Genomic DNA, 19764 nt, shown 5'->3' with positions numbered 1-19764 from the left:
GATTTAGGGGGTGGGGTTCTGCGTTGCCACGTTCTGGCAGTCCTCGCAGAGTCGGGGTGACAGGATTTGAACCTGCGACTTCCTGCTCCCAAAGCAGGTGCTCTAGCCAAGCTGAGCTACACCCCGTAAGTGCACAGAACAGTCTACGGTTATTTTGCGGCGAATTGCACATTTGACAGCGGCGTCCCGCAATCTTTCGAGTTATTCGCCGTCACGCACGGACGGCGCACCCCACTGATTGAGAAGCCGTTCCGCTCCTCGCCGTACCTTTCGGGTCCGGACGCATAGGACATTCCGCATGTGCGTGGTGACAGGGAGTAAAGATTTACGTTCCCGGGAACGGATACCGGTTTCGGGAGCCGGCCAGTGGCAAGAATGGCCATCGGAAAAGCGTATGCGACTACCTGGGCCCGGCGGCCCGTCCTTCACTCGGCGCCGCCAATGGACCCGGCGGTCTACAGTCAGCGCCAGCCGCTATTCAGTGGGGACGCCCGAATGATCCGCTGGGCTGCCTTGGCCATAACTTGAAGCGGATTTTGAGTCCGGCGCCGGAACTCAACGGCATGGAGGACGCCGGGGCAGGATTTGCAAAGGCTCACAGGCCGTTGCTATGATTTTCGAGTTGTCCAGCTGGACCCGTGGAAGCACGGGGACGTAGCTTAATGGTAAAGCCTCAGTCTTCCAAACTGATTACGCGGGTTCGATTCCCGTCGTCCCCTCCAACACCTGCCCTGCAGAACAGCAGGTTGAGAGTACAAATGAAGCCCCTCCGCAGAGGGGCTTTTTTGTGCCTTCAGGTCGTGGCCGCCCGGGGGTCCAGGCCGGCATTGTCCGGCTGGCAGACCGGGCACCAATAGAGCTTGCGGGCGCCCAATTCGGTCAGCGCCACCGCGTTTCCGCAGTCCCGGCAGTCCCGGCCGTTCCGCCGGTAAACGAAGTGCGCCTCGTCGGGCGACGGCAGCCCGGCGCCCTCTCCGCTCCAGTAGCGCGACGGCGTTGTGATGATCCGGCCGTCCCGGACGCCGTCGGACATCATCGCCACAGTGTCATCCCAGAGCCGCTCTGCGGCAGCGGCCGGGAGGGCAGCGCCAGGCAGCCAGGGGTTGAGGTGTTGCCGGAAGAGCAGCTCTGCCCGGTAGACGTTGCCGACCCCGGCAATGAGTTTCTGGTCCATCAACAGGGCCGCTACCGGCGTCCGGCGGGACGCCAGGCCCCGGGCGAAACGGGCCCGGTCGCCGGGCCCGTTCCGGAGCGGGTCCGGCCCCAGGCGGGCACTGACGGCCTCCGTCTCAGCCTCGGTGAGCGCCTCACACGTGGTCGCGCCGCGAAGATCGGCCCAGCCGTGGGCGCCGACGAGCCGCACCCGGACGGCGCCCACGGGTTCGGGCGGGCCGGCGTAGGTCTGCACACTCCCGGCGGGACCACCGGCGGCTGCGTGGCTGGGGTCCGCAGCGTCCGTCGCGTCGTCGTATACCTCCCGCTCCCCCACTTTCCGGGGCGCGCCGATGCTGGAGGCGCCGCGGAAGGTCTCATCGCCGCCGAAGTCCCAGGCGCCATACAGGCCCAGGTGGACATGCAGGACCAGGCCGTGGCCGAACCCAAGAAACAGGTGCTTCCCATGCGCAACCGCGCGGGTGAGTACGTGTCCGTCCAGGAGGGCGGCGCCGGGAGCGAACCGCCCCTGCGGGCTCGAAACCGCGAGGCGCTCCCCCGCGAAGACGTCACTGAACTGGCGCGCCAAACGGTGGACTGAATGCCCTTCGGGCACTACTCGACAACCTCGCCGGTGCGCTCGTAGGTGGCGATCTTGCCGATCCGACGGATGTGGCGCTCGTCCTGGCTGAACGGCTCGGTCAGGAAGGCCTCGATGATGGTTGTGGCCTCCTCGACGGTGTGCTGGCGGCCCCCCACAGCGACGACGTTGGCGTCGTTGTGCTCGCGGGCCAGCCGGGCGGTGGAGAGATTCCAGGCCAGGGCGGCGCGCACGCCGGCGACCTTGTTGGCGGCGATCTGTTCGCCGTTACCGGAACCGCCCAGGACAATACCGAGCGCGTGCACGCCGGTTTCCTGGTCCGCGACCACGGCAAGGGCGGCGTTGATGCAGAACGACGGGTAGTCATCGAGCGCGTCGTAGACCTTGGGCCCGTGGTCCACGACGTCATAGCCCCGGGCGCTGAGGTGGCTGACGAGGTGGGCGCTGAGTTCCATGCCGGCGTGGTCGGTAGCGATGTGCACGCGCGGGAAATCGGAGGTGGTCACGGCGGATCCGTTCGGTCGGGCACCGGCTTACTGCCGGGCGGCGGTGGGGGCTGATCCAAGCCTACTAGGGCGTCAGCGACAGGGCGCCAGCGGATCGGAATACGAAGTAGCCGGCTCCTTCTATGGCCCGGCGCGTCAGGCGGGCGTGCCGCGATCTGGATCCCCGCCGCCCGACGCGTCAGGCCGGCGTGCCGCCGCCCTGAGTGCCTCCGCCCGGACTCCCCCCGGCACGGCGTGCCCGCGCCGCCACCCGGGACAGCACGCGTGCCAGGTTCTCTGCCGAGGCTGCGCTGCCACCGCTCACAGCCAGCCGTCGCCCGTCGGACCGGTCGATCAGCACGCCGGGGCCGCTGCTGACCAGCATGGCCTGGTTGGCGCCGCGGCGACGGTATCCCCAGCCGCCGTAGTCGGCAGCCTTGATCTCCCTCAGGGCGGCTGCGTCAATCGCGGCTGCAGGCACATCGATCACCCGCAGGACCCCACCGGCATAGACCCGGAGGCCGCTCCGGTCCACCAGGACGCGGGCAACCAGAAAGGCTGCTGCCAGGACTGCCACGGCGACCAGCAGGGCTGCCAGCCACGGGGCGGCAACGGAGAGCAGCGCAGCCGGCAGGAGCGTAGCCAGTCCGATCATCACGAACACCGAGCTTCGGGCATGCACCCACAGTCGAACGGAGTCCGTGGCCAGCTCCCGGTCCTGTTCCCGGTCGAGCGCCGCGCGCAGGGCCGCGTCGTCGTCGGCCGACCAGCGCTCATCGGCCTTGAAGACAAACCCCATGATCACCCCGAGCGAGACGGCCGCGCCGCTGCCCAGGGCCAAAACAGAGACGTCCAGCCGCGCAGCACCGGCGTCAGTCAGACCCACCTGGCCGACCAGTACAGCGGCGAGGACCGTGGCGACAAAAAGACTCACCGAGAAACCCAAGCCCATCATGATCCGGCGCATGAGCACGGGCCGGGACAACGGCACGGCCTGCAGCAGCAGCGCCCAGCCGAAAAGGACAATCAGCCCGGAGCCCACCCCCACCACAGCGGGGAAGGGTGCGAAGTCCACGGCCCCGGCACCGGTCCACCGGACGGCCAGCGGCTCGGGCAGGTCCGCGCGGACCAGCAATGCGCAGACGGTGAAGGCTGCGGCCAATACCAACGGGAACCCCAGGGCAAACCGCAGCGCCCGAAGGTCCATGGAATCCCGGATCTTTCGCATGATCCAACGCTACCTCCGGGCGCCGGGATCCGGGTTCGCGCGCAGGGAGCAGTGCCCTGGCGTTACTTCGCCTGCGGCCTGAGCGGGAGGTTCAGCCACGCGGCGCACCTTGCCACGGGCCGCTGATGTGAAAGAATAATTTCACAGTACCCACCGGCGTTGCTGCCGGAAGCAACCACCTTCTGGAGGTCCCCCTTTGCCCGGTATGAACCTGACGCGCGCGGAAGCCCGCGAGCGCGCCGCTCTGATCGCCGTCGACTCCTACCACGTCAGCCTGGATCTCACCCGGGGTGAGGAGGTCTTCGGTGCCACCACTGCCGTGAAATTCACGGCCGTGCCCGGGTCCTCGAGCTTCATCGACGCCGTGACGCACACGGTCCACAGCGTGACCCTGAACGGCCGCGCGCTGGACCCCGCACAGGTCTCCGACGGCGTCCGGATCCAACTTCCGGACCTGACGGCAGAAAATGAGCTCCTGGTGGTTGCCGATGCCCCCTACATGAACACCGGCGAGGGACTGCACCGATTCGTTGACCCGGTGGACAACGAGGTCTACCTATACACGCAATTCGAAGTCCCCGATTCCCGGCGGATGTTCGCCGTCTTCGAACAGCCCGACCTCAAGGCCAGCTTCAGCTTCACCGTGACGGCACCCGCGCACTGGGACGTGGTGTCCAACTCCCCCACCCCTTTGCCGGCAGCGGCAGCTCCGGGGGCCGACGGCGGCGCCCGTTCGATCTGGGAATTTTCGCCCACGCCTCGGCTCTCCTCCTATGTCACCGCCCTCATCGCCGGGCCGTACCAGTCGGTCCGCAGCGAGTACACGTCCCCGGAGGGATGGGTGACTCCGCTGGGGCCTCTTTGCCCGCAAGTCCCTGATGCAGTACCTCGACGCCGATAACATCTTCGAGCTCACCCGGCAGGGATTCGAATTCTTCGAGGCCCAGTTCGGCTGCCCGTACCCGTTCGAAAAGTACGACCAGCTCTTCGTCCCCGAATTCAACGCCGGCGCCATGGAGAACGCCGGGGCGGTCACCATCCTGGAGGGCTACGTTTTCCGCGGCAAGGTCACGGATGCCCAGGTGGAGCGCCGCGCCATCACCGTGCTGCACGAGCTTGCCCACATGTGGTTCGGCGATCTCGTGACGATGCGCTGGTGGAACGACCTGTGGCTCAACGAGTCCTTCGCCGAATACATGTCCCATCTGGCCGCAGTGGAGAACACCCGGTTCACCCACGCCTGGACCACATTTGCATCCGTAGAGAAATCCTGGGCCTACCGGCAGGACCAGCTGCCCACCACGCATCCGATCTTCGCCGACATCAATGACCTCCAGGACGTCGAGGTGAACTTCGACGGCATCACCTACGCCAAGGGCGCCTCGGTGCTGCGGCAATTGGTGGCCTGGGTGGGACCGGAGGAGTTCATGTCCGGCGTCCGCGAATACTTCAGCAAGTATTCATGGGACAACACCGAACTCAGCGACCTGATGGCCGAGCTGGAGAAGGCCAGCGGCCGCGACCTGGACGAGTGGGGCCGGCTGTGGCTGGAAACCTCCGGCGTTAACACGCTCGCGCCGGAGCTCACGGTCGGCGAGGACGGCGTGATCTCGTCGTTTGCGATCCTGCAGTCAGCAATTGAAAGCCAGCCCACGCTGCGCCCGCACCGGCTCGCCGTCGGGTTCTACAACCTCACCGACACCGGAAAACTGGAGCGTGTGCACCGCGAGGAGCTCGACGTCGACGGCGAACGCACCGAGGTTCCGACCCTGACCGGCCGCGTCCGGCCCGACCTCATCCTGCTCAACGACGACGACCTCGCCTACGCGAAGGTCCGCCTCGATCCAACGTCCCTCGCCACCGCCACGGCACACCTGAAAGACTTCAGCCAGAGCCTTCCCCGGACCCTGGTCTGGGGCTCTGCCTGGGACGCGGCACGCGACGGCGAAACCCCGGCCCGCCGCTACGTGGACCTGATCCTGGCCAACATCGCGGAGGAGTCTGATTCCTCCGTGATCCTGGTCCAGCTCCGCCAGCTGGCTACCACGTTGACGTACTACGTGGCCGAGGAACACCGGGAAGCCACCACCACGGCGGCCGCCGACACGCTGTGGGAACTCGCCTCCGCCGTCCCCGCCGGCTCCGACGCGCAACTGCAGTTCGTGAAGTCCTATGCCCTGCTCGCACGCAGCACGGCGCAACTGGACACCGTGGCCGGGCTGCTGGAGGGCACTGTGACGCTGCCGGGCCTCACGGTCGACCAGGACCTGCGGTGGGAGCTGCTCGCATCCCTCGTCACCGGCGGCCGGGCGGGCAAGGACAGGATCGACGCCGAACTGGCTCGCGACAACACCTCCAACGGCCAGAATGCCGCGGCCCTCGCCACAGCGGCCATCCCCACTCCCGAAGCCAAAGCGGCGGCGTGGGAATCGATCGTGGTCAAGGGCGATCTCTCCAACGCACTGCAGGGCTCGGCCGTGACCGGGTTTGCCCGGGTCCTGGACACCAGCCTGCTGGAGCCGTATGCAAAAAAGTACTTCGACGCAGTTCAGGGCATCGTCGCCAACCGCACCCACGCGCTCGCGCAGCAGATCGTCGTCGGCCTCTACCCGGCACAGCTCACCACGCGGGCGACCGTGGACCGCACGGACGGGTTCCTCGCGGCGTTGCCGGCAGACAGCGCGGCGCTGCGCCGGATGATGCTGGAAAACCGAGACGGCGTGGCCAGGGCGCTGCGGGCCCGGCAGGCAGACGTCGGCTAGGGATGCCACATGCGCCTTGATGAGCACCGGTATGCGCTGACGGTCCGCTGGACCGGCAACCTGGGCGACGGGACGGCTTCCTACCGCGGCTACTCCCGGGACCACGACGTCGAGATTCCCGGCCTGCCGGTGCTCAAAGGCTCCGCAGACCCGACGTTTCACGGTGACCGGGCCCGCTACAACCCCGAACAGCTGCTGCTTGCCGCGCTCTCCCAGTGCCATATGTTGTCGTTCCTGCATGTGGCCGCGAAGCACGGCGTGGTGGTGACGGCCTACGAGGACCGGGCAGCAGGACTGATGCGGACCAACCGGGATGGCAGCGGCCAGTTCGAGTCGGTGACGCTCAGCCCCCGGGTCAGCGTCGCCGTCCCGGTCGCCGCGGATCTGATGGAGACTCTCCACGTTGAGGCCAACAAGGTCTGCTTCATCGCCCGAAGCGTTAACTTCCCGGTGCTCCATCACCCGGAAACGGTGGTGGCACCCTTCGCGACGTGAGCCGCCGGGGATGACGACGGCGCGGGGCTCCATCCTGCGGCGCTAATCTTGAAGCTGAACACCGTGCCAAAGGAGCGCCCCCGCCGATGTACCGCATGTCCCCGCCATACCTCCTCACAACCCAGGAAATTTCGGCCATCAATGTCTCTGGCCTGATCATCAGCGTTGCAGTGGGCGTCTCGGTCTGGCTCGTCGCGTCGTTCGCGATCGCCCGGATCACCAAGCGCGTCGCTGCCGGGTCGACGTTCTTCAAGAAACCCCATTTCCGCTGGGTGCAGCCTGCGCTGCGGGTCCTGGACCACGAGCGCCGGGTCCAGCGGGCCAACACCATCGGCTCACTGCTCAGCAGCGTGACCGGCGTCGTGATCGTGATGATCACCATCATTTATGTCTTCAACAACCTGAACGTGAACATCGCACCGTTGCTCACCAGCGTCGGAATCCTCGGCGTCGCCATCGGTTTCGGCGCCCAGCAACTCATCCGCGACTTCCTGTCCGGGATCTTTATCACCATCGAAGACCAGTTCGGGATCGGCGACGTGATCGAAACCTCCGAAGTCGTGGGCGTAGTGGAGTCGGTAGGACTCAGGATCACCCGGGTGCGGGCGGAGAACGGCACCATCTGGTACCTGCGCAACGGCGAGATCCTGCGCGTCGGCAACCGCTCCCAGGGCCGCTACCTCCCGCCCGCCGCGGACACGGCAGACAGCCCCGAGGCAGGGGCGGACCCCCAGCAGAAATCCGGAGAACAGTAACCATGACAATCCCCCTCGGCGAGCCCGCCCGGCCCAGGCAACTGATGCAGAACGATCCTTTTAGCCAGCCCGCGTACACGGACAACTTTTACGAAGCCGTTGGCGGCCACGAGACGTTCGTGAAGCTGATCGACGTTTTTTATGACGGAGTCGCAGCCGACGCCCTGTTGCGGCCGATGTATCCGGAGGAAGACCTTGGCCCGGCCAAACGGCGCTTCCTGATGTTCCTGGAACAGTACTGGGGCGGACCAACGACCTATGGCCAGGAACGCGGACACCCGCGGCTTCGGATGCGGCACCAGCCGTTCCGGGTCACCCCCGAGGCCAAGGACCGCTGGCTGCACCACATGCGTGCCGCAGTGGATGCCCTGGAGCTCCCGCCGCTGCACGAAGGAACGCTGTGGGACTACATGGAGCGGGCTGCCCTGTCGATGGTGAACAGCCCGTCGGACGGCTGAAAGGCCGCGACTAAAGGCCCGAGCCGGTCCGGGCGAGGACGTGCCCGCGGGGTCCGCTGAGGCGATACCAGCGCCCGGCCCGGTAGAGCTTCTGCTCGCCGTCGGCCAGAAAGCCCAGGGTCAGCGCGGCGAACGCGGCGCCGGCCGGCAGGCCACCGGTGCCGGGAAGTTCGCGTCCCCAGACTGTGGCGCGGGCATTGTTGACGATCAGCGCGCCGGGCTTGTCCGGCATGATGGCGGCCACCTCGGAAATGCCTGCCTCCGCAGCCTGCCGCATGGCGGCGTCCGGCAGCTCGCCCAGCAGTTCCCAGCCGGACCGCGGTGCGCCGATGCCGGCCCACGATTCATTGACCGCTACAGGCGGCAGGGCAAGTTCGATGTCGTGCTCCCCTGCACGCGCCAGCCGGTCCAGCACCGCGGACAATGCCACGGTCACATCCGCGTCGGCGGGCTTCGCAAGCGCCATCGTGCGGAGCCCCAGAATGGTGGGCGTGGATTCCCCGAGCAGCCGGGGCCGCAGGACGCAGACATAGGCGGCGAGGACCGGACCGGACGCCTGGAGCCGGATGGCACCGTCGTCAATGGTTTTGGCCCGGGTCGCGAAGGTGCGCAGATCGGCGAGGTCGCGGGGATCGGTGAACTGCAGGGTGCGGGTTAGGACGTCAGACACACTATCGACTCTACCGGCTGCGCTTCCTTGGAGCGGTGCCGGATGGCCGTCTAGAGTCGAACCATGACTGAAGCTGAAGCCGGATTGCAGGCGCCATCCGCCGTGGATCCCACCTCCTCCCTGATTCACCTCCTGAACCTGGGCGAACTGGAGGGCGCCCGGACGGACGAGGATATCTTTATGGGTCCGTCCCAGCAGCAGCCCCACCAGCGCGTCTTTGGCGGCCAAGTGCTGGCCCAGTCGCTCGTGGCCGGGAGCCGCACAGTGGATCCGGCGCGGAGCGTGCACTCCATGCACGGCTATTTCCTGCGGCCCGGGGACGCGAACAAGCCGATCACCTTTGGCGTCCAGCGGTTGCGCGACGGACGCTCGTTTTCGGCGCGGCGGGTCCATGCCTATCAGGAGGGCATGCCCATCCTTTCGATGATCGCGTCCTTCCAGAACGCTGACGACGGCGTCGAGCACCAGTCAGCGATGCCCGCCGGCATCCCCGATCCCGAGTCCCTGCCCAGCACCGCGGACCTGTTGGGCAAGTTCGACCACCCCGTGGCACGGCACTGGTCCTTCGAACGGCCCTTCGACATCCGGCACGTTGACCCGGCCCTGTATGTGTCGGCCAACGGTCCCAAAGAGGCCCGGAACGCCGTCTGGATGAAGACCCTCGGCCCGATGCCCGACGACCCGGGCATGCACCGCGCAGCCCTGGCCTATGCCAGCGACTATACGATCCTTGAGTCGATTCTCCGCCAGCACGGCCTGAGCTGGATCACCCCCGGCATGTCCGTGGCGAGCCTGGACCACGCCATGTGGTGGCACCGGCCGGTCCGGGTCGACGAATGGCTGCTCTACGTCCAGGAATCCCCCAGCGCCCAGGGCGCCCGTGGCCTGGCGACGGGCAAGATCTTCAGCCGGGACGGCCGGCATGTGGCCACCGTCGCGCAGGAGGGCATGGTCCGGGTGCCGTAGGACACGAAAAAGGCCGGCTCCCCGAGGGGGGAGCCGGCCTTTTTGCTTCTAGTCGCGGGTGAGGCGCCGGTGCGTGACCCGGTGCGGCTTGGCCGCATCGGCGCCCAGACGCTCAATCTTGTTCTCCTCGTAGGACTCGAAGTTGCCCTCGAACCAGTACCACTTCGAGGGGTTCTCCTCGTCGCCTTCATAGGCGAGGATGTGCGTAGCCACGCGGTCCAGGAACCAGCGGTCGTGCGAGACCACAACGGCGCAACCCGGGAATTCGAGCAGGGCATTCTCGAGGCTGCTGAGGGTCTCAACGTCGAGGTCGTTGGTCGGTTCGTCAAGAAGCAGCAGGTTGCCGCCCTGTTTGAGGGTCAGGGCCAGGTTGAGGCGGTTCCGCTCACCACCGGAGAGCACCCCCGCCTTCTTCTGCTGGTCCGGACCCTTGAAACCGAACGCTGCCACATAGGCGCGGGACGGCATTTCAACATGCCCGACCTGGATGTAGTCGAGCCCGTCCGACACGACCTCCCACAGGGTCTTGTTCGGGTCGATGCCGCCGCGGCTCTGGTCGGCGTAGGAAATCTTGACCGAATCGCCGATCTTGAGTTCGCCGCCATCGAGCGGCTCCAGCCCGATAATGGTCTTGAACAGGGTCGACTTGCCGACGCCGTTCGGCCCGATGACGCCCACGATGCCGTTGCGCGGCAGCGAGAAGGAGAGTCCGTCGATCAGGGTGCGGTCGTCGAAGCCCTTCTGCAGGTTCTTCGCTTCCAGGACGAGGCCGCCGAGGCGGGGACCCGGCGGGATCTGGATCTCTTCGAAATCGAGCTTGCGGGTCCGGTCAGCCTCGGCTGCCATTTCCTCGTAGCGGGCCAGACGTGCCTTGGACTTGGTCTGGCGTCCCTTGGCGTTGGAGCGGACCCATTCGAGTTCCTCGGTCAGGCGCTTGGCCTGCTTGGCGTCCTTCTTGCCCTGGACTTCAAGGCGGGCGCGCTTCTTTTCGAGATACGTGGAGTAGTTGCCCTCGTACGGGTACAGGTGGCCGCGGTCCACTTCGGCGATCCACTCGGCCACGTGGTCGAGGAAGTACCGGTCGTGGGTGACGGCAAGGACGGCACCGGCGTAGTTGGAGAGGTGCTGTTCGAGCCACAGCACGCTCTCGGCGTCTAGGTGGTTGGTGGGCTCGTCGAGAAGAAGCAGGTCCGGCTTCTGAAGCAGGAGCTTGCACAGGGCGACACGCCGGCGCTCACCACCGGAGAGCAGCGTGACATCGGAGTCGGCGGGCGGGCAGCGCAGGGCGTCCATGGCCTGTTCGAGCTGGGAGTCGAGGTCCCAGGCGTCAGCGGCGTCGATCGCTTCCTGCAGGTGTCCCATTTCCTCCAGGAGGGCGTCATAGTCCGCGTCAGGACTGGCCATCTCCTCGGAGATCTCGTTGAAACGCTGGATCTTTCCGTAGATCTCACCAACGCCTTCCTGGACATTGCCCAGAACGGTCTTCTCTTCGTTCAGCGGAGGTTCCTGCAGCAGGATGCCGACCGTGTATCCGGGGCTGAGCCGGGCCTCCCCGTTTGAGGGAGTGTCCAGTCCCGCCATGATCTTCAGAATGGTGGACTTACCGGCACCATTCGGCCCCACGACGCCGATCTTGGCGCCCGGGAAGAAGGACATGCTCACGTCGTCGAGGATAAGTTTTTCGCCAACGGCCTTACGGGCCTTGGTCATTGTGTAGATAAATTCCGCCATGCCTACAAATCTAGTGGCTCGGCGGGCATAACTCACATTCTTGGGCCTGCGCTACGCCACCGGGCGCCCGCCTCAGGGCAGCCGCCCGGCGAAGCACGGATTCAGGCGGCCGCGTCTTTGAGCTCTCCGGTCTCCCGATCAACGTCCCCAACCCCGCCATCATCATCCGGAAACCCCTCCCCGGACGCCGCATCGTCACCGTCACCTCCCCCACCGCCGTCGCCATCGTCGTCCCGTCCCTCCGGTGGAAGCCCCCCTCCGCCCACCCGGCCGGCCTCGTCGCCATGCTGCGCACCGGCCGGCAGCTCAGCCGTATGGGACCCGGCGCTGGCCGAACGCGTGAAGTTCGCCGAACCCCACATGAGGTCGTGGCCGACAGACTCGGCGTCGATTTCCGCGACATGGTAAATCCTCCCGTCCTTTTCCCAGCTCCGCATCTGCAGCCTGCCAACGACGATGACCCGCTGCCCCTTCTTGATGCTGCAGCCCATATTTCCCGCGAGCTGCCGGTAGCCCTGGACGGTGAACCAGTTCGTGGTGCCGTCGACCCACGTGTTGGAGGTGCGGTCAAACCGCCGCTCGGTGGCTCCCATCCGGAAGGAGGCTGTGCCCACACCACCGGGGGTTGTCGAACTTCTGATGTCCGTGGCGACAAAGCCCCGGACCGTAATGTTGTCACTCATGCTCTTGTCCTGTCTCGAATCTCGATTTTTCCGTGCCTTAGCAGGTAGAACCAGCCTCCCGCCGGAGTCCCCCGGATGGCAGTGCCCAGGAGCGCCATGTGGATAACCTGAGGTCTGGATCCGTGGCGTGGCCCCCGGGGGAACCGGCGTGGGACGGTACGGCTCGCGACCAGCCGGTGCCGCGACGTTGAGCATCAGCGGCCGCCAGGCACGCTAAACTTTTCTAGGCGTGCCCGGCAGCGGCCGGGCAGCGCGCCACCGTGCCCCAGTAGCTCAGGGGATAGAGCAGCGGCCTTCTAATCCGCCGGTCGGGGGTTCGATTCCCTCCTGGGGCACAAAGAAAGCGGCCCTGACGTGCAAAACGCATCGTCAGGGCCGCTTTGTTGTGCCACAGGAATAGTGCGGACGGAGCCACGAGGGGACCGCCGGGACTCCGCACCGGAGACCCTGCCAAGAGACCGGCCCCGGGGCTGCGCCGGGGCAGGCCTCAGGGCAGGGTCAGGGCTGCGCCGGGGCAGGCCTCAGGGCAGGGTCAGGACTACCGGGCCGTCCGCCGTGATGGCGACCGTGTGCTCGCTGTGGGCCGCGCGGCGCCCGTTGGCCGAGCGGAGGGTCCATTCGTCGTCGTCGTGGAAGTAGTCGTCCTTGCCGCCGACGATGAGCATTGGCTCGATGGCGATCACCAGTCCTTCAGTGAGCTTGATGCCGCGGCCCGGCCGCCCCTCATTGGGGACGTGCGGCTCGGCGTGCATGGTCTTGCCGATCCCGTGGCCGCCGTGGTCTGCAAGCAGGCCATAGCCGGCCCGGCGGGCGGCTCCTCCGATCGCGTAGCCGAGATCCCCCATTTTGTTTCCGATCCGGGCCGCTTCGATTCCCCGGGCCAGGGCAGCGTCCGTGGCATCGATCAGCGCCTGGTCGAGCGGGTCCACCGTGCCGACGATGAAGCTGACCGCGGCGTCGCCGCACCAGCCGTCCAGGAAGGCACCGCAATCGACGCTCAGCAGGTCTCCGTCCTGGAGCCGGTAGTCGTTGGGGATTCCATGCACGACGGCATCGTTGACGCTGGCGCAGATGACTCCAGGGAACGGCGCGGAAGACCAGCGCGGCTTGTAGTTCAGGAACGCCGGCGTAGCCCCGGCGTCGGCAATCGATGCTGCGGCGAGTTGGTCAAGTTCCTTGAGGGAGACGCCGACGGCGGCCGCTGCACGGACGCGTTCCAGGGTAGTGGCCACCACGCGGCCGGCTTCGCGCATCAGGGCAATCTCGGCGGGGCTCTTGATCATCGACATGGTTTCAACTCTAGGGCCACCGGGCGTCTGGCTAAAGTGTCCCCATGGCCCCTTCGGAGTTGACCGCCGTGAGCCGGCCCGGCCGGCGGCCGCTGCTGATCCAGGCCGGGCCGGCTGCGCGCAGGCGTATATGAAGTCGGAGATGCCCTCGCTGGGAGTCCGGGTGCCCGAGGTTCGCCGGATCGTCACGGCCGCCTTCAGAGAGCTGCAGCCCGGGTCCTTGGAAGAACTGCAGGCACCCATCCTGGAACTCTGGCGCGGAGCCGGCTGGCGGGAGGAACGGTACGCGGCCAGCGACCTCACCGGGCTTAGGCTGGCCGCCGGCGAGCCGGGCATGCTGCCGCTCTACGAGGAGATAATTCGCAGCGGCGCCTGGTGGGACCTCGTGGACGGCGTCGCGCACCGCCTCTGCGATCTGATGAAGGCCTATCGGGAGGACATGACCCCCGGTGCTGCGGCGTTGTAGTACCGACCGCGCCTGGAAGCTCTCCGGAAGATCAGTTCTTAGCGGGATTTCGACGGTACGTGCCCTCGTCCGGACCCGGAGCGGCGGCCGGAATTTGCGGCTTCAACGGCGAGAATAGTTACATCAATCCGGCCGGCCTCCAGCCCGGTCAGACTGATCTTTTTCCGGATCAACTGCTGGAGGTCCTCAGCCACGGCGAGCGCCGTGAACGTGATGTCCGTTGCGATGTCGACCTGGACGTCCGCCCGCCCGTCCCGGATGGTGGCCCAGACTCCGTTGTGCCGTGAGGTCTTAATCCGCCCGGCGACGCCCGGCAGGTTCCGTCCCAGCCGGGGTCCGAGTCCGGTCAGCAGGTTCCGCAGCGTGGGTTCGAGCCGGAGCACACCGGGGGTGTCGAGGACTGCCTGGATGGCAAGGTCCGCGATCACTCCGCCGTCGATCAGTTGGCCACGAACAGGTTTTTCATTCATCGTAGAGGTCCTCCACAGTGATGTTGATGGCGCCGTCGGTGACGCCGAAGTGGGCGAGCAGGGTTTCCGCCAAGGTGTGGCGCAGGCTGTTGATGCGGGCCGGCGTTAACGTGCCTGCAGCTGCAACGACGCGCAGATTCACGTCCAGCCAGGCGGTACGGGCGCCGTTCGGGCCGGCGCTGACGGACTCGGCGGCCACTTCGATATGGCATCGCCGCGCCCGCACCCCGGGAACTTCCCGGACCGCGTCACGGACCACCCCACAAATGGCCTGCTCGCTGATGCTGATAGCGCCCGCAAGCGTGTCACGGAGGCGAATTGTCCGGCCCCGGCGGACCTCCGACCGGGCAACGTCCATCACAGCGGCAGTGACGTCAAGCCGCGGCTCCAACCCCGGGTTTCGAACGTCCGCGTCACGCATTGCTTCCGTTGCGTGGCGCAGCCGCAGCAGGCTCTCCCGTGCGGCACTGCACTGGGGGCACTGCGCCTGGTGCGCGGTCGGCGGGCGTCCAATGCCCGCCCAAATCGTGTCGATTGGTTCTCCGCAACCCAGCCGCGGGACGTCACGTTCTACCGCCATTGCTCCAGCCCCTCCGCTAATTGGTGCCGGGCGCGGGCGAGCCGACCACGAACTGCACCCTGGCTGATTCCCAGCCCGGCGGCGATCTCCGCGTAGCTTCGGCCATGAATTTCGTAGAGCAACCAGCACACCCGCAGTTCCGCGGAAAGACTCAGCAGCAGGGCAGTGAGAGCGCGCATCTCTGCTGCAGCCTCGGCAACCGCGGGCGGGTCGTCGACCGCCCCGGACAAGCCACTGCCGCTCGCGCATTCCCACTGCGCAGTGTCGACGCACGGTTCCGGATGCCGGGCGCGCCGCCGCAAAACATCCAGGCAGTGGTTCGTGGCCATTCGGTAGAGCCACCCGCCAAAGGCATCGGCATTGTGCAGCGTTGGCAAGCCACGCCAACTCGCGGTCAGGACCTCCTGGACCGCGTCTTCGGCCGCTCCCCTGTCATTAAGCATCCGGTAGGCGAGGCGGAAAAGCTTACCTTGATACTCGATGACAAGGCCTTCGAACGCGGCCGGATCTCCGTCCTGGGCGAGGGCAACGAGCGAGCCTTCGTCCAGATCGGTCGCTTCCTCGGAAAAACGTCGTTGCCCATCCACTAGGCCACCCGTCCTGCCCGGGCCCTGCGCCCGGCTGTATGCCTCTGCCAAATATGGCACGGACGGACCACGGGCGGAAGTTGCCCGGGGCCAAAACTTTTCTTCGAATCGGCGTGACGATTCCGTCCGGGCCACGTCTTAATCGGTGTACACACACTGGATCGTCCCTTGAGGAGAGAGTTCCCATGGCAGAGCAACAGTCCCCGTCCGGATCATCCGGCGGCGTGGTCGCCGCATCGTCAGGGCAGGCAGACACCCCGGCGCCGGCGAAGAAAATGGACGCCTTACACACAGACCGTGGCGACACCACGATCGAAGAAGGTGTGGTGCAGAAACTGGCCGGGATGGCAACACGCGAAGTGCCCGGCGTGTTTGCCATGGGCAGTGCCGGACGGCGTGCCTTCAGCGCCCTGGCGGAGCGGATTCCCGGCTCGCAGACGAATGTCAGCGGCGGCGTCAGCGTGGAGAAGGGCGAACGCCAAACCGCGATCGATGTCTCAATCGTGGTGGAGTACGGCATCTCCATCGTGGAGATCAGCAACAACATCCGACGTAATGTCATCCAATCCGTGGAACACGCCACGGGCCTTGAAGTTCTTGAGGTCAACATCCACGTCACCGACGTCCATCTGCCCGGTGATGAGAGCGCGCCGGACGAACCCAAGCCCGATCGTCTCCAGTAGCCTGCGTGACTGCCTGAACCCGGCGGGTATTGACCGGGGCGGAGAACGGGAAGGAAGGAAATCTGATGTCCACTACACGTTGGTGTTTGACCGTCGGTCTGGTGCTTGGCATTGTCCTGGCGTTCGGCGGGTGGCTCGCGCTCTTGATTGTTGTGCTGTTCGGTTTGGTCGGGCTTATTGTCGGCAGGGTCGCGGACGGCAAACTGGATCTGAACGCCTTGTTTGGCAAGGCTTCGAGCCGATGAATGCCGGCGCCCATGCCCTGCCGCCGGAGCCTCCCAGTTTTCGCCCCGCCGACGGCGCGGGCTACGGTGCAGGCGACGGGTCCCGCGGACGGACTGAACTGGCGGTGAAGGTGATCGAGAAGATCGCTGGCGAAGTCGCCCGGGAGGAATCGTCGTCCGGGGGCGCATCCGGGGGTTTTATGGGCATTGGTGCACGCGCGGACATGTCGGCCCGTCCGAAGACGTCCGTGGAACTCACGGGCAATGTTGCCGCCCTGACGATCGAGGTGGCGATGCCGTATCCGGTCCCCCTGCGTCAGGCGGCAGGACGTCTCCGCCAACGAATCATGTCGCGGGTTACGGAACTCACGGGGGTGCAAGTCAGGCAGGTGGACATCCGCATCTTGTGGCTCAAGAGCGGCAGGGACGCTCCGGCCCGCCGGGTGTTGCTATGAGCGGTGGGTCATGAGCGACGTGCAGCGACTCCGGCATCGACCCGGGCGCGCCGGCCCGGCCATTGGGGTCGGGTTACTCTTGCTGGCGGCCGGAGTTTTCCTGGTGTGGATCAGCACAACAAGGCTGCTCAGCGAGGCGTGGCCACGCTTCCTGCAGGATTCGCGGGACTGGCTGACGGCGTTGACCTGGAACGGCCCGGAGATGTGGGGAGCAGGCGCTGCGGCGTGTCTGCTGGGACTGATCCTGACACTGGCGGCCGTAGTACCGGGCGCATTCAATGCACTTCCCCTGAACGCGCCGGGCGGTGACCCTGACGCTCCGGAACAACCGGGCGAACGCGAGATCGTGATGACCCGGCGGGGAGCGGCCCGGCTGGCGTCCGCCCGCTGCGCCGCGATTGATGGCGTCGGATCGGTCACAGCTACCGCCACCGCTACGAGGATCCATCTGATCGTTGAGACTCCCCTGCACAAAACTTCGCAGCTTCGGGCCAGGGTCGTGGGCGAGGTCCGCGAGCAGTTGGCCGTGGCGGGTCTGGAGCCGCTGCCAAAGGTCACCGCCACCGTCCGGTCGCGGAGCTGACCCCTCCGCCACTCGATAGCCTGCCATCTTCTAACCAACCACCAGAACCAACCACGAGACAAGGGCCGCCACATGGGACAGCACGCGGGGACGTTGAACCGGATCTGGCTGATTGTCTTGGGCTTGTTGTTGCTGATCGCCGGCATCATCGTTCTGCTGCAGGCTGGCGGACTGCTGGCCGGCCTGAGCGGCATGGCCTTGCCGGACGCCGGTTCCCGCGTTATAAGCGGAGACCTGTGGGCAGTGGCCAACCGCCCTGAGACGGCGGTGATCCTTGGGATCGTGGGAATTTTGGCCGCGTTGCTGGGTCTGTTGTGGATCCTCGCCCAGCTTCCGAGGAAGGGCCGTGCCACACCGTATCGTCTGCACGACGGCGATGCGGCCGGGTTTACCCTCTGTGACGCTTCAGTCCTGGCCGGGGCCCTGGACGCCAGCGTTTCGACGCTCCCCGGGGTTGTGTCCTCTAATTCCGTGCTGCGCGGTACCGCCGACGCCCCGGATGTAACGACGCGCCTCACCGTCACTGACCGAACCGACATCCAGGACCTGATTAGCCAGATCCGGACGTCCGCCCTCGCCGAACTGTCCACGGCTCTCGAAACGCCGCGCCTGCGGTGGAGATTGCAGGTCGACGTCAGCGCCCGCCCTCAAAGCGGCGGATCGCCGGTGACGGCGTCGGGCATTGTCCTGCGGTGAAACCCCGTCAGATAACCGGCCGCGTCGTCACGGGTTCGTCCGACTTAGCAAACAACAGCTTCGTCCGTGGATCCAGGAAGATCAGGTACAGCCCGAAGAGCAGCGCAATAATCGCAGCAGCGTTCCGGGCCAGCGCAAGGGCTAGTCCGAGGTCCGCAGTCTGCAGGTAGGGGAAGACCTCCAGCTGGTCCGAGATGGCGTAAACCATAAAGAAGGACACCACGAAGTAGAGTGCTTTGACCTGCCAGTCATCCCGGATGCCGGTGACCGCAAACAGCGGAATCAGCCAGACGATGTACCAGGACTGGATCATCGGCGCCAGCAGCACGACGGCGGCGAATGCCAGGGTCAGCCGGCGTATCAGCCGGTCGTGGTCGCCACGGAAGATCTGCCAGGCAATGACCCCAACGGCAAGCAGCTTGCCGGCGTCGTACACCCATTTGGCCAGTCCCCAGCCGTCGAGGCCGAAGGCATTAAAGATCGAGGCGACGATCAGGCCAAGAAGACCGACCGGCGCGTACCAGATCCAGATGCTACCCGGCGCGGACAGTCCGTTAATCCAGCCGAAGCCGAAGCCGTTGACCAGGCTCATGGCGTACAGCAGAGCCAGGCTGAATCCGGCCGTAAGTCCCCAGAACAGGATCTTCCGCGGCCATCCGGCGTTCTTGCCGGCCCACAGCAACCCGATGAAGGGCAGGAAAACGATGGTGATGGGCTTGACGGCGATGGACAGCGTCACCAGCACAAGGCCGAGAATGACCCGGCGGGTGGCGCAGTAGTAGAGACCGGCCAGCGCCAGGCCGATCATCAGTGCATCGTTATGGACGCTCGCGATGAAGTTGGTGAGGAACAGCGGGTTGGCAGCGGTCAACCACAGTGCCCGGTGCGGGTTAACGCCGTGGAGTTCGGCGAGCTTGGGCACGTAGACGACGCAGAGGACGATCCCGATCAGTGCGGCGAGCCGAAACAGCATGATGCTGGCCTCGGGGTGGACCTGGGTGGCCCAGACCACGAACTGCTCGATCCACAGGAACAACTGACCATACGGGACGGGAGCCTCGGTCCACATCTTGTCAGCGCCCAGCTGGAAGTAGTTGGACAAGGCCGAAATGCCGTTTTCGTAGGGGTTGAAGCCTTCCACCATCAGCCGGCCCTGGCCGATGTACGCGTAGACGTCCCGGCTGAACAGCGGCACGGAGAACATCATGGGCAGTCCCCAGGCAACCATGGCCTGGAGCGTGGCCTTATGCGCCTGCGCGCCCCAGACACGGACGCGTTGGCCCAGCCTCAGCCACGCCCGCACCAGGAGCATACCGCCGACGGCCAACAGGATAATCGACAAGGCGACGCCGACCGCTTCGGTGCGCATCCAGATAAACAAGGGCACCCTGCGGAGTTCGGAGACCGGAGCCAGCCAGCCGACGCCGAGTGAGCCGACCGCCATAAACATCGAACCGATAAAGCCGGCAATGAGCGGGGACCGGGCGTTATCGACTTCGGCAACGGCTGCCGTCGGTGCGGTCCGGGACGCTGCGGCAGAAGCCGTTGTCCGCACCGCCGGTACACGCGCCGTCATCTCAGGATCGTCCAATCTGTTGGGGACACGTCTTCGCCCGCATCCGGCCGCGGAATGGGCCCCTGGGCGCGCCGGGCCGACGAAAGAAACCGACACCCGGGTACCCGAAATCCTAGCACCGGACCGATCCGGGCCGTCGAAACCGTTACGCTGGGCGGGTGCCTATATC

General features: G+C 66.2%; 21 protein-coding genes, 3 tRNA genes and 1 pseudogene. 13 read left to right on the top strand and 12 right to left on the bottom strand.

Annotated features, from left to right (window positions below):
* Positions 1-51 precede the first annotated feature (51 nt).
* Positions 52-126 (bottom strand) — tRNA-Pro (locus KY499_RS00860).
* A 522-nt stretch (positions 127-648) separates the two neighbouring features.
* Between KY499_RS00860 and KY499_RS00855 the strand changes: the two genes are divergently transcribed.
* Positions 649-722: transfer RNA gene (locus tag KY499_RS00855), tRNA-Gly, on the top strand.
* A gap of 71 nt (positions 723-793) precedes the next feature.
* Here the strand turns inward: KY499_RS00855 and KY499_RS00850 are convergent.
* From KY499_RS00850 to KY499_RS00840, 3 genes are all read right to left on the bottom strand, one after another.
* Positions 794-1768 (bottom strand): Fpg/Nei family DNA glycosylase, encoded by a 975-nt coding sequence (locus tag KY499_RS00850; RefSeq protein WP_123255672.1) that lies wholly within the window; start codon positions 1766-1768, stop codon positions 794-796.
* Complete coding sequence (locus KY499_RS00845) at positions 1768-2208, bottom strand: ribose-5-phosphate isomerase (protein WP_375141129.1); 441 nt, start codon at positions 2206-2208, stop codon at positions 1768-1770. The genes KY499_RS00850 and KY499_RS00845 overlap by 1 nt, the downstream gene beginning before the upstream one ends.
* Positions 2209-2437: 229 nt before the next feature.
* A complete protein-coding gene (locus KY499_RS00840) occupies positions 2438-3466 on the bottom strand; it encodes a hypothetical protein (protein ID WP_123255670.1) in 1029 nt (342 codons plus the stop codon).
* A 205-nt stretch (positions 3467-3671) separates the two neighbouring features.
* Here KY499_RS00840 and pepN point away from each other — a divergent pair.
* The 4 genes and pseudogenes from pepN to KY499_RS00820 all read left to right on the top strand — a co-directional run bounded on the left by pepN (position 3672) and on the right by KY499_RS00820 (position 7936).
* Positions 3672-6228 (top strand): annotated as a pseudogene (gene pepN / locus KY499_RS00835) (aminopeptidase N).
* 9 nt (positions 6229-6237) lie between these two features.
* Complete coding sequence (locus KY499_RS00830; protein ID WP_123255668.1) at positions 6238-6723, top strand: OsmC family protein; 486 nt, start codon at positions 6238-6240, stop codon at positions 6721-6723.
* Positions 6724-6809: 86 nt separating this feature from the next.
* Positions 6810-7478 carry a mechanosensitive ion channel family protein gene (locus KY499_RS00825; RefSeq protein ID WP_123255667.1) on the top strand — a complete coding sequence of 223 codons (669 nt, stop codon included), beginning with the start codon at positions 6810-6812 and terminating at the stop codon, positions 7476-7478.
* Positions 7479-7480: 2 nt separating this feature from the next.
* Positions 7481-7936: a globin gene (locus tag KY499_RS00820; protein WP_123255666.1), complete on the top strand. Its 456-nt coding sequence runs from the start codon at positions 7481-7483 to the stop codon at positions 7934-7936.
* Positions 7937-7946: 10 nt separating this feature from the next.
* On the opposite strand, the gene KY499_RS00815 is transcribed toward KY499_RS00820, so the two are convergent.
* A complete protein-coding gene (locus tag KY499_RS00815) occupies positions 7947-8606 on the bottom strand; it encodes a hypothetical protein (protein WP_123255665.1) in 660 nt (219 codons plus the stop codon).
* Between the two features lie 63 nt (positions 8607-8669).
* On the opposite strand from KY499_RS00815, the gene KY499_RS00810 reads away from it, so the two are divergent.
* On the top strand, positions 8670-9572 hold the full coding sequence (locus tag KY499_RS00810; RefSeq protein ID WP_123255664.1) for an acyl-CoA thioesterase II: 903 nt from the start codon (positions 8670-8672) through the stop codon (positions 9570-9572).
* 48 nt (positions 9573-9620) lie between these two features.
* Here KY499_RS00810 and ettA read toward each other — a convergent pair whose 3' ends face one another.
* Positions 9621-11303: an energy-dependent translational throttle protein EttA gene (gene ettA, locus KY499_RS00805; RefSeq protein ID WP_123255663.1), complete on the bottom strand. Its 1683-nt coding sequence runs from the start codon at positions 11301-11303 to the stop codon at positions 9621-9623.
* Between the two features lie 101 nt (positions 11304-11404).
* Positions 11405-11986 (bottom strand): single-stranded DNA-binding protein, encoded by a 582-nt coding sequence (locus tag KY499_RS00800; RefSeq protein ID WP_219886035.1) that lies wholly within the window; start codon positions 11984-11986, stop codon positions 11405-11407.
* 262 nt (positions 11987-12248) lie between these two features.
* On the opposite strand from KY499_RS00800, the gene KY499_RS00795 reads away from it, so the two are divergent.
* Positions 12249-12321: transfer RNA gene (locus tag KY499_RS00795), tRNA-Arg, on the top strand.
* A gap of 186 nt (positions 12322-12507) precedes the next feature.
* On the opposite strand, the gene map is transcribed toward KY499_RS00795, so the two are convergent.
* Complete coding sequence (gene map, locus KY499_RS00790; RefSeq protein WP_123255661.1) at positions 12508-13275, bottom strand: type I methionyl aminopeptidase; 768 nt, start codon at positions 13273-13275, stop codon at positions 12508-12510.
* A gap of 130 nt (positions 13276-13405) precedes the next feature.
* Between map and KY499_RS00785 the strand changes: the two genes are divergently transcribed.
* On the top strand, positions 13406-13741 hold the full coding sequence (locus KY499_RS00785) for a DNA alkylation repair protein (protein ID WP_258190876.1): 336 nt from the start codon (positions 13406-13408) through the stop codon (positions 13739-13741).
* 38 nt (positions 13742-13779) lie between these two features.
* Here KY499_RS00785 and KY499_RS00780 read toward each other — a convergent pair whose 3' ends face one another.
* From KY499_RS00780 to KY499_RS00770, 3 genes are read right to left on the bottom strand one after another with little or no spacing between them, the layout of a single operon-like run.
* A complete protein-coding gene (locus KY499_RS00780; protein WP_123255659.1) occupies positions 13780-14211 on the bottom strand; it encodes an Asp23/Gls24 family envelope stress response protein in 432 nt (143 codons plus the stop codon).
* Positions 14204-14791: a hypothetical protein gene (locus KY499_RS00775; RefSeq protein ID WP_148045210.1), complete on the bottom strand. Its 588-nt coding sequence runs from the start codon at positions 14789-14791 to the stop codon at positions 14204-14206. Before KY499_RS00775 ends, KY499_RS00780 begins: the two co-directional genes overlap by 8 nt.
* Positions 14782-15378, bottom strand: a complete 597-nt coding sequence (locus KY499_RS00770) for an RNA polymerase sigma factor (protein ID WP_219886034.1) — start codon at positions 15376-15378, stop codon at positions 14782-14784. Before KY499_RS00770 ends, KY499_RS00775 begins: the two co-directional genes overlap by 10 nt.
* A gap of 275 nt (positions 15379-15653) precedes the next feature.
* Here KY499_RS00770 and KY499_RS00765 point away from each other — a divergent pair, with 275 nt between their 5' ends.
* The 5 genes from KY499_RS00765 (at position 15654) to KY499_RS00745 (ending at position 18019) form a co-directional block, all read left to right on the top strand.
* On the top strand, positions 15654-16061 hold the full coding sequence (locus tag KY499_RS00765) for an Asp23/Gls24 family envelope stress response protein (RefSeq protein WP_123255720.1): 408 nt from the start codon (positions 15654-15656) through the stop codon (positions 16059-16061).
* 65 nt (positions 16062-16126) lie between these two features.
* Positions 16127-16306: a hypothetical protein gene (locus KY499_RS00760; RefSeq protein WP_123255656.1), complete on the top strand. Its 180-nt coding sequence runs from the start codon at positions 16127-16129 to the stop codon at positions 16304-16306.
* The gene (locus KY499_RS00755) at positions 16303-16740 is read left to right on the top strand and encodes an Asp23/Gls24 family envelope stress response protein (protein ID WP_123255655.1); all 438 of its coding nucleotides are present in this window, start codon (positions 16303-16305) and stop codon (positions 16738-16740) included. The genes KY499_RS00760 and KY499_RS00755 overlap by 4 nt, the downstream gene beginning before the upstream one ends.
* A gap of 10 nt (positions 16741-16750) precedes the next feature.
* Complete coding sequence (locus KY499_RS00750; protein WP_148045209.1) at positions 16751-17323, top strand: DUF6286 domain-containing protein; 573 nt, start codon at positions 16751-16753, stop codon at positions 17321-17323.
* Between the two features lie 72 nt (positions 17324-17395).
* A complete protein-coding gene (locus tag KY499_RS00745) occupies positions 17396-18019 on the top strand; it encodes a hypothetical protein (protein WP_123255653.1) in 624 nt (207 codons plus the stop codon).
* Positions 18020-18026: 7 nt separating this feature from the next.
* Here the strand turns inward: KY499_RS00745 and mptB are convergent, their stop codons facing one another.
* Complete coding sequence (gene mptB / locus KY499_RS00740; protein WP_183164537.1) at positions 18027-19595, bottom strand: polyprenol phosphomannose-dependent alpha 1,6 mannosyltransferase MptB; 1569 nt, start codon at positions 19593-19595, stop codon at positions 18027-18029.
* Positions 19596-19764: the final 169 nt, after the last annotated feature.

This window comes from Arthrobacter sp. PAMC25284, from assembly GCF_019443425.1.
Classification (GTDB): Bacteria; Actinomycetota; Actinomycetes; order Actinomycetales; family Micrococcaceae; genus Arthrobacter; species Arthrobacter oryzae_A.
The sequence above is the reverse complement of the archived record's forward strand: the minus strand, read 5'-3'. Positions and strand labels throughout refer to the sequence as shown.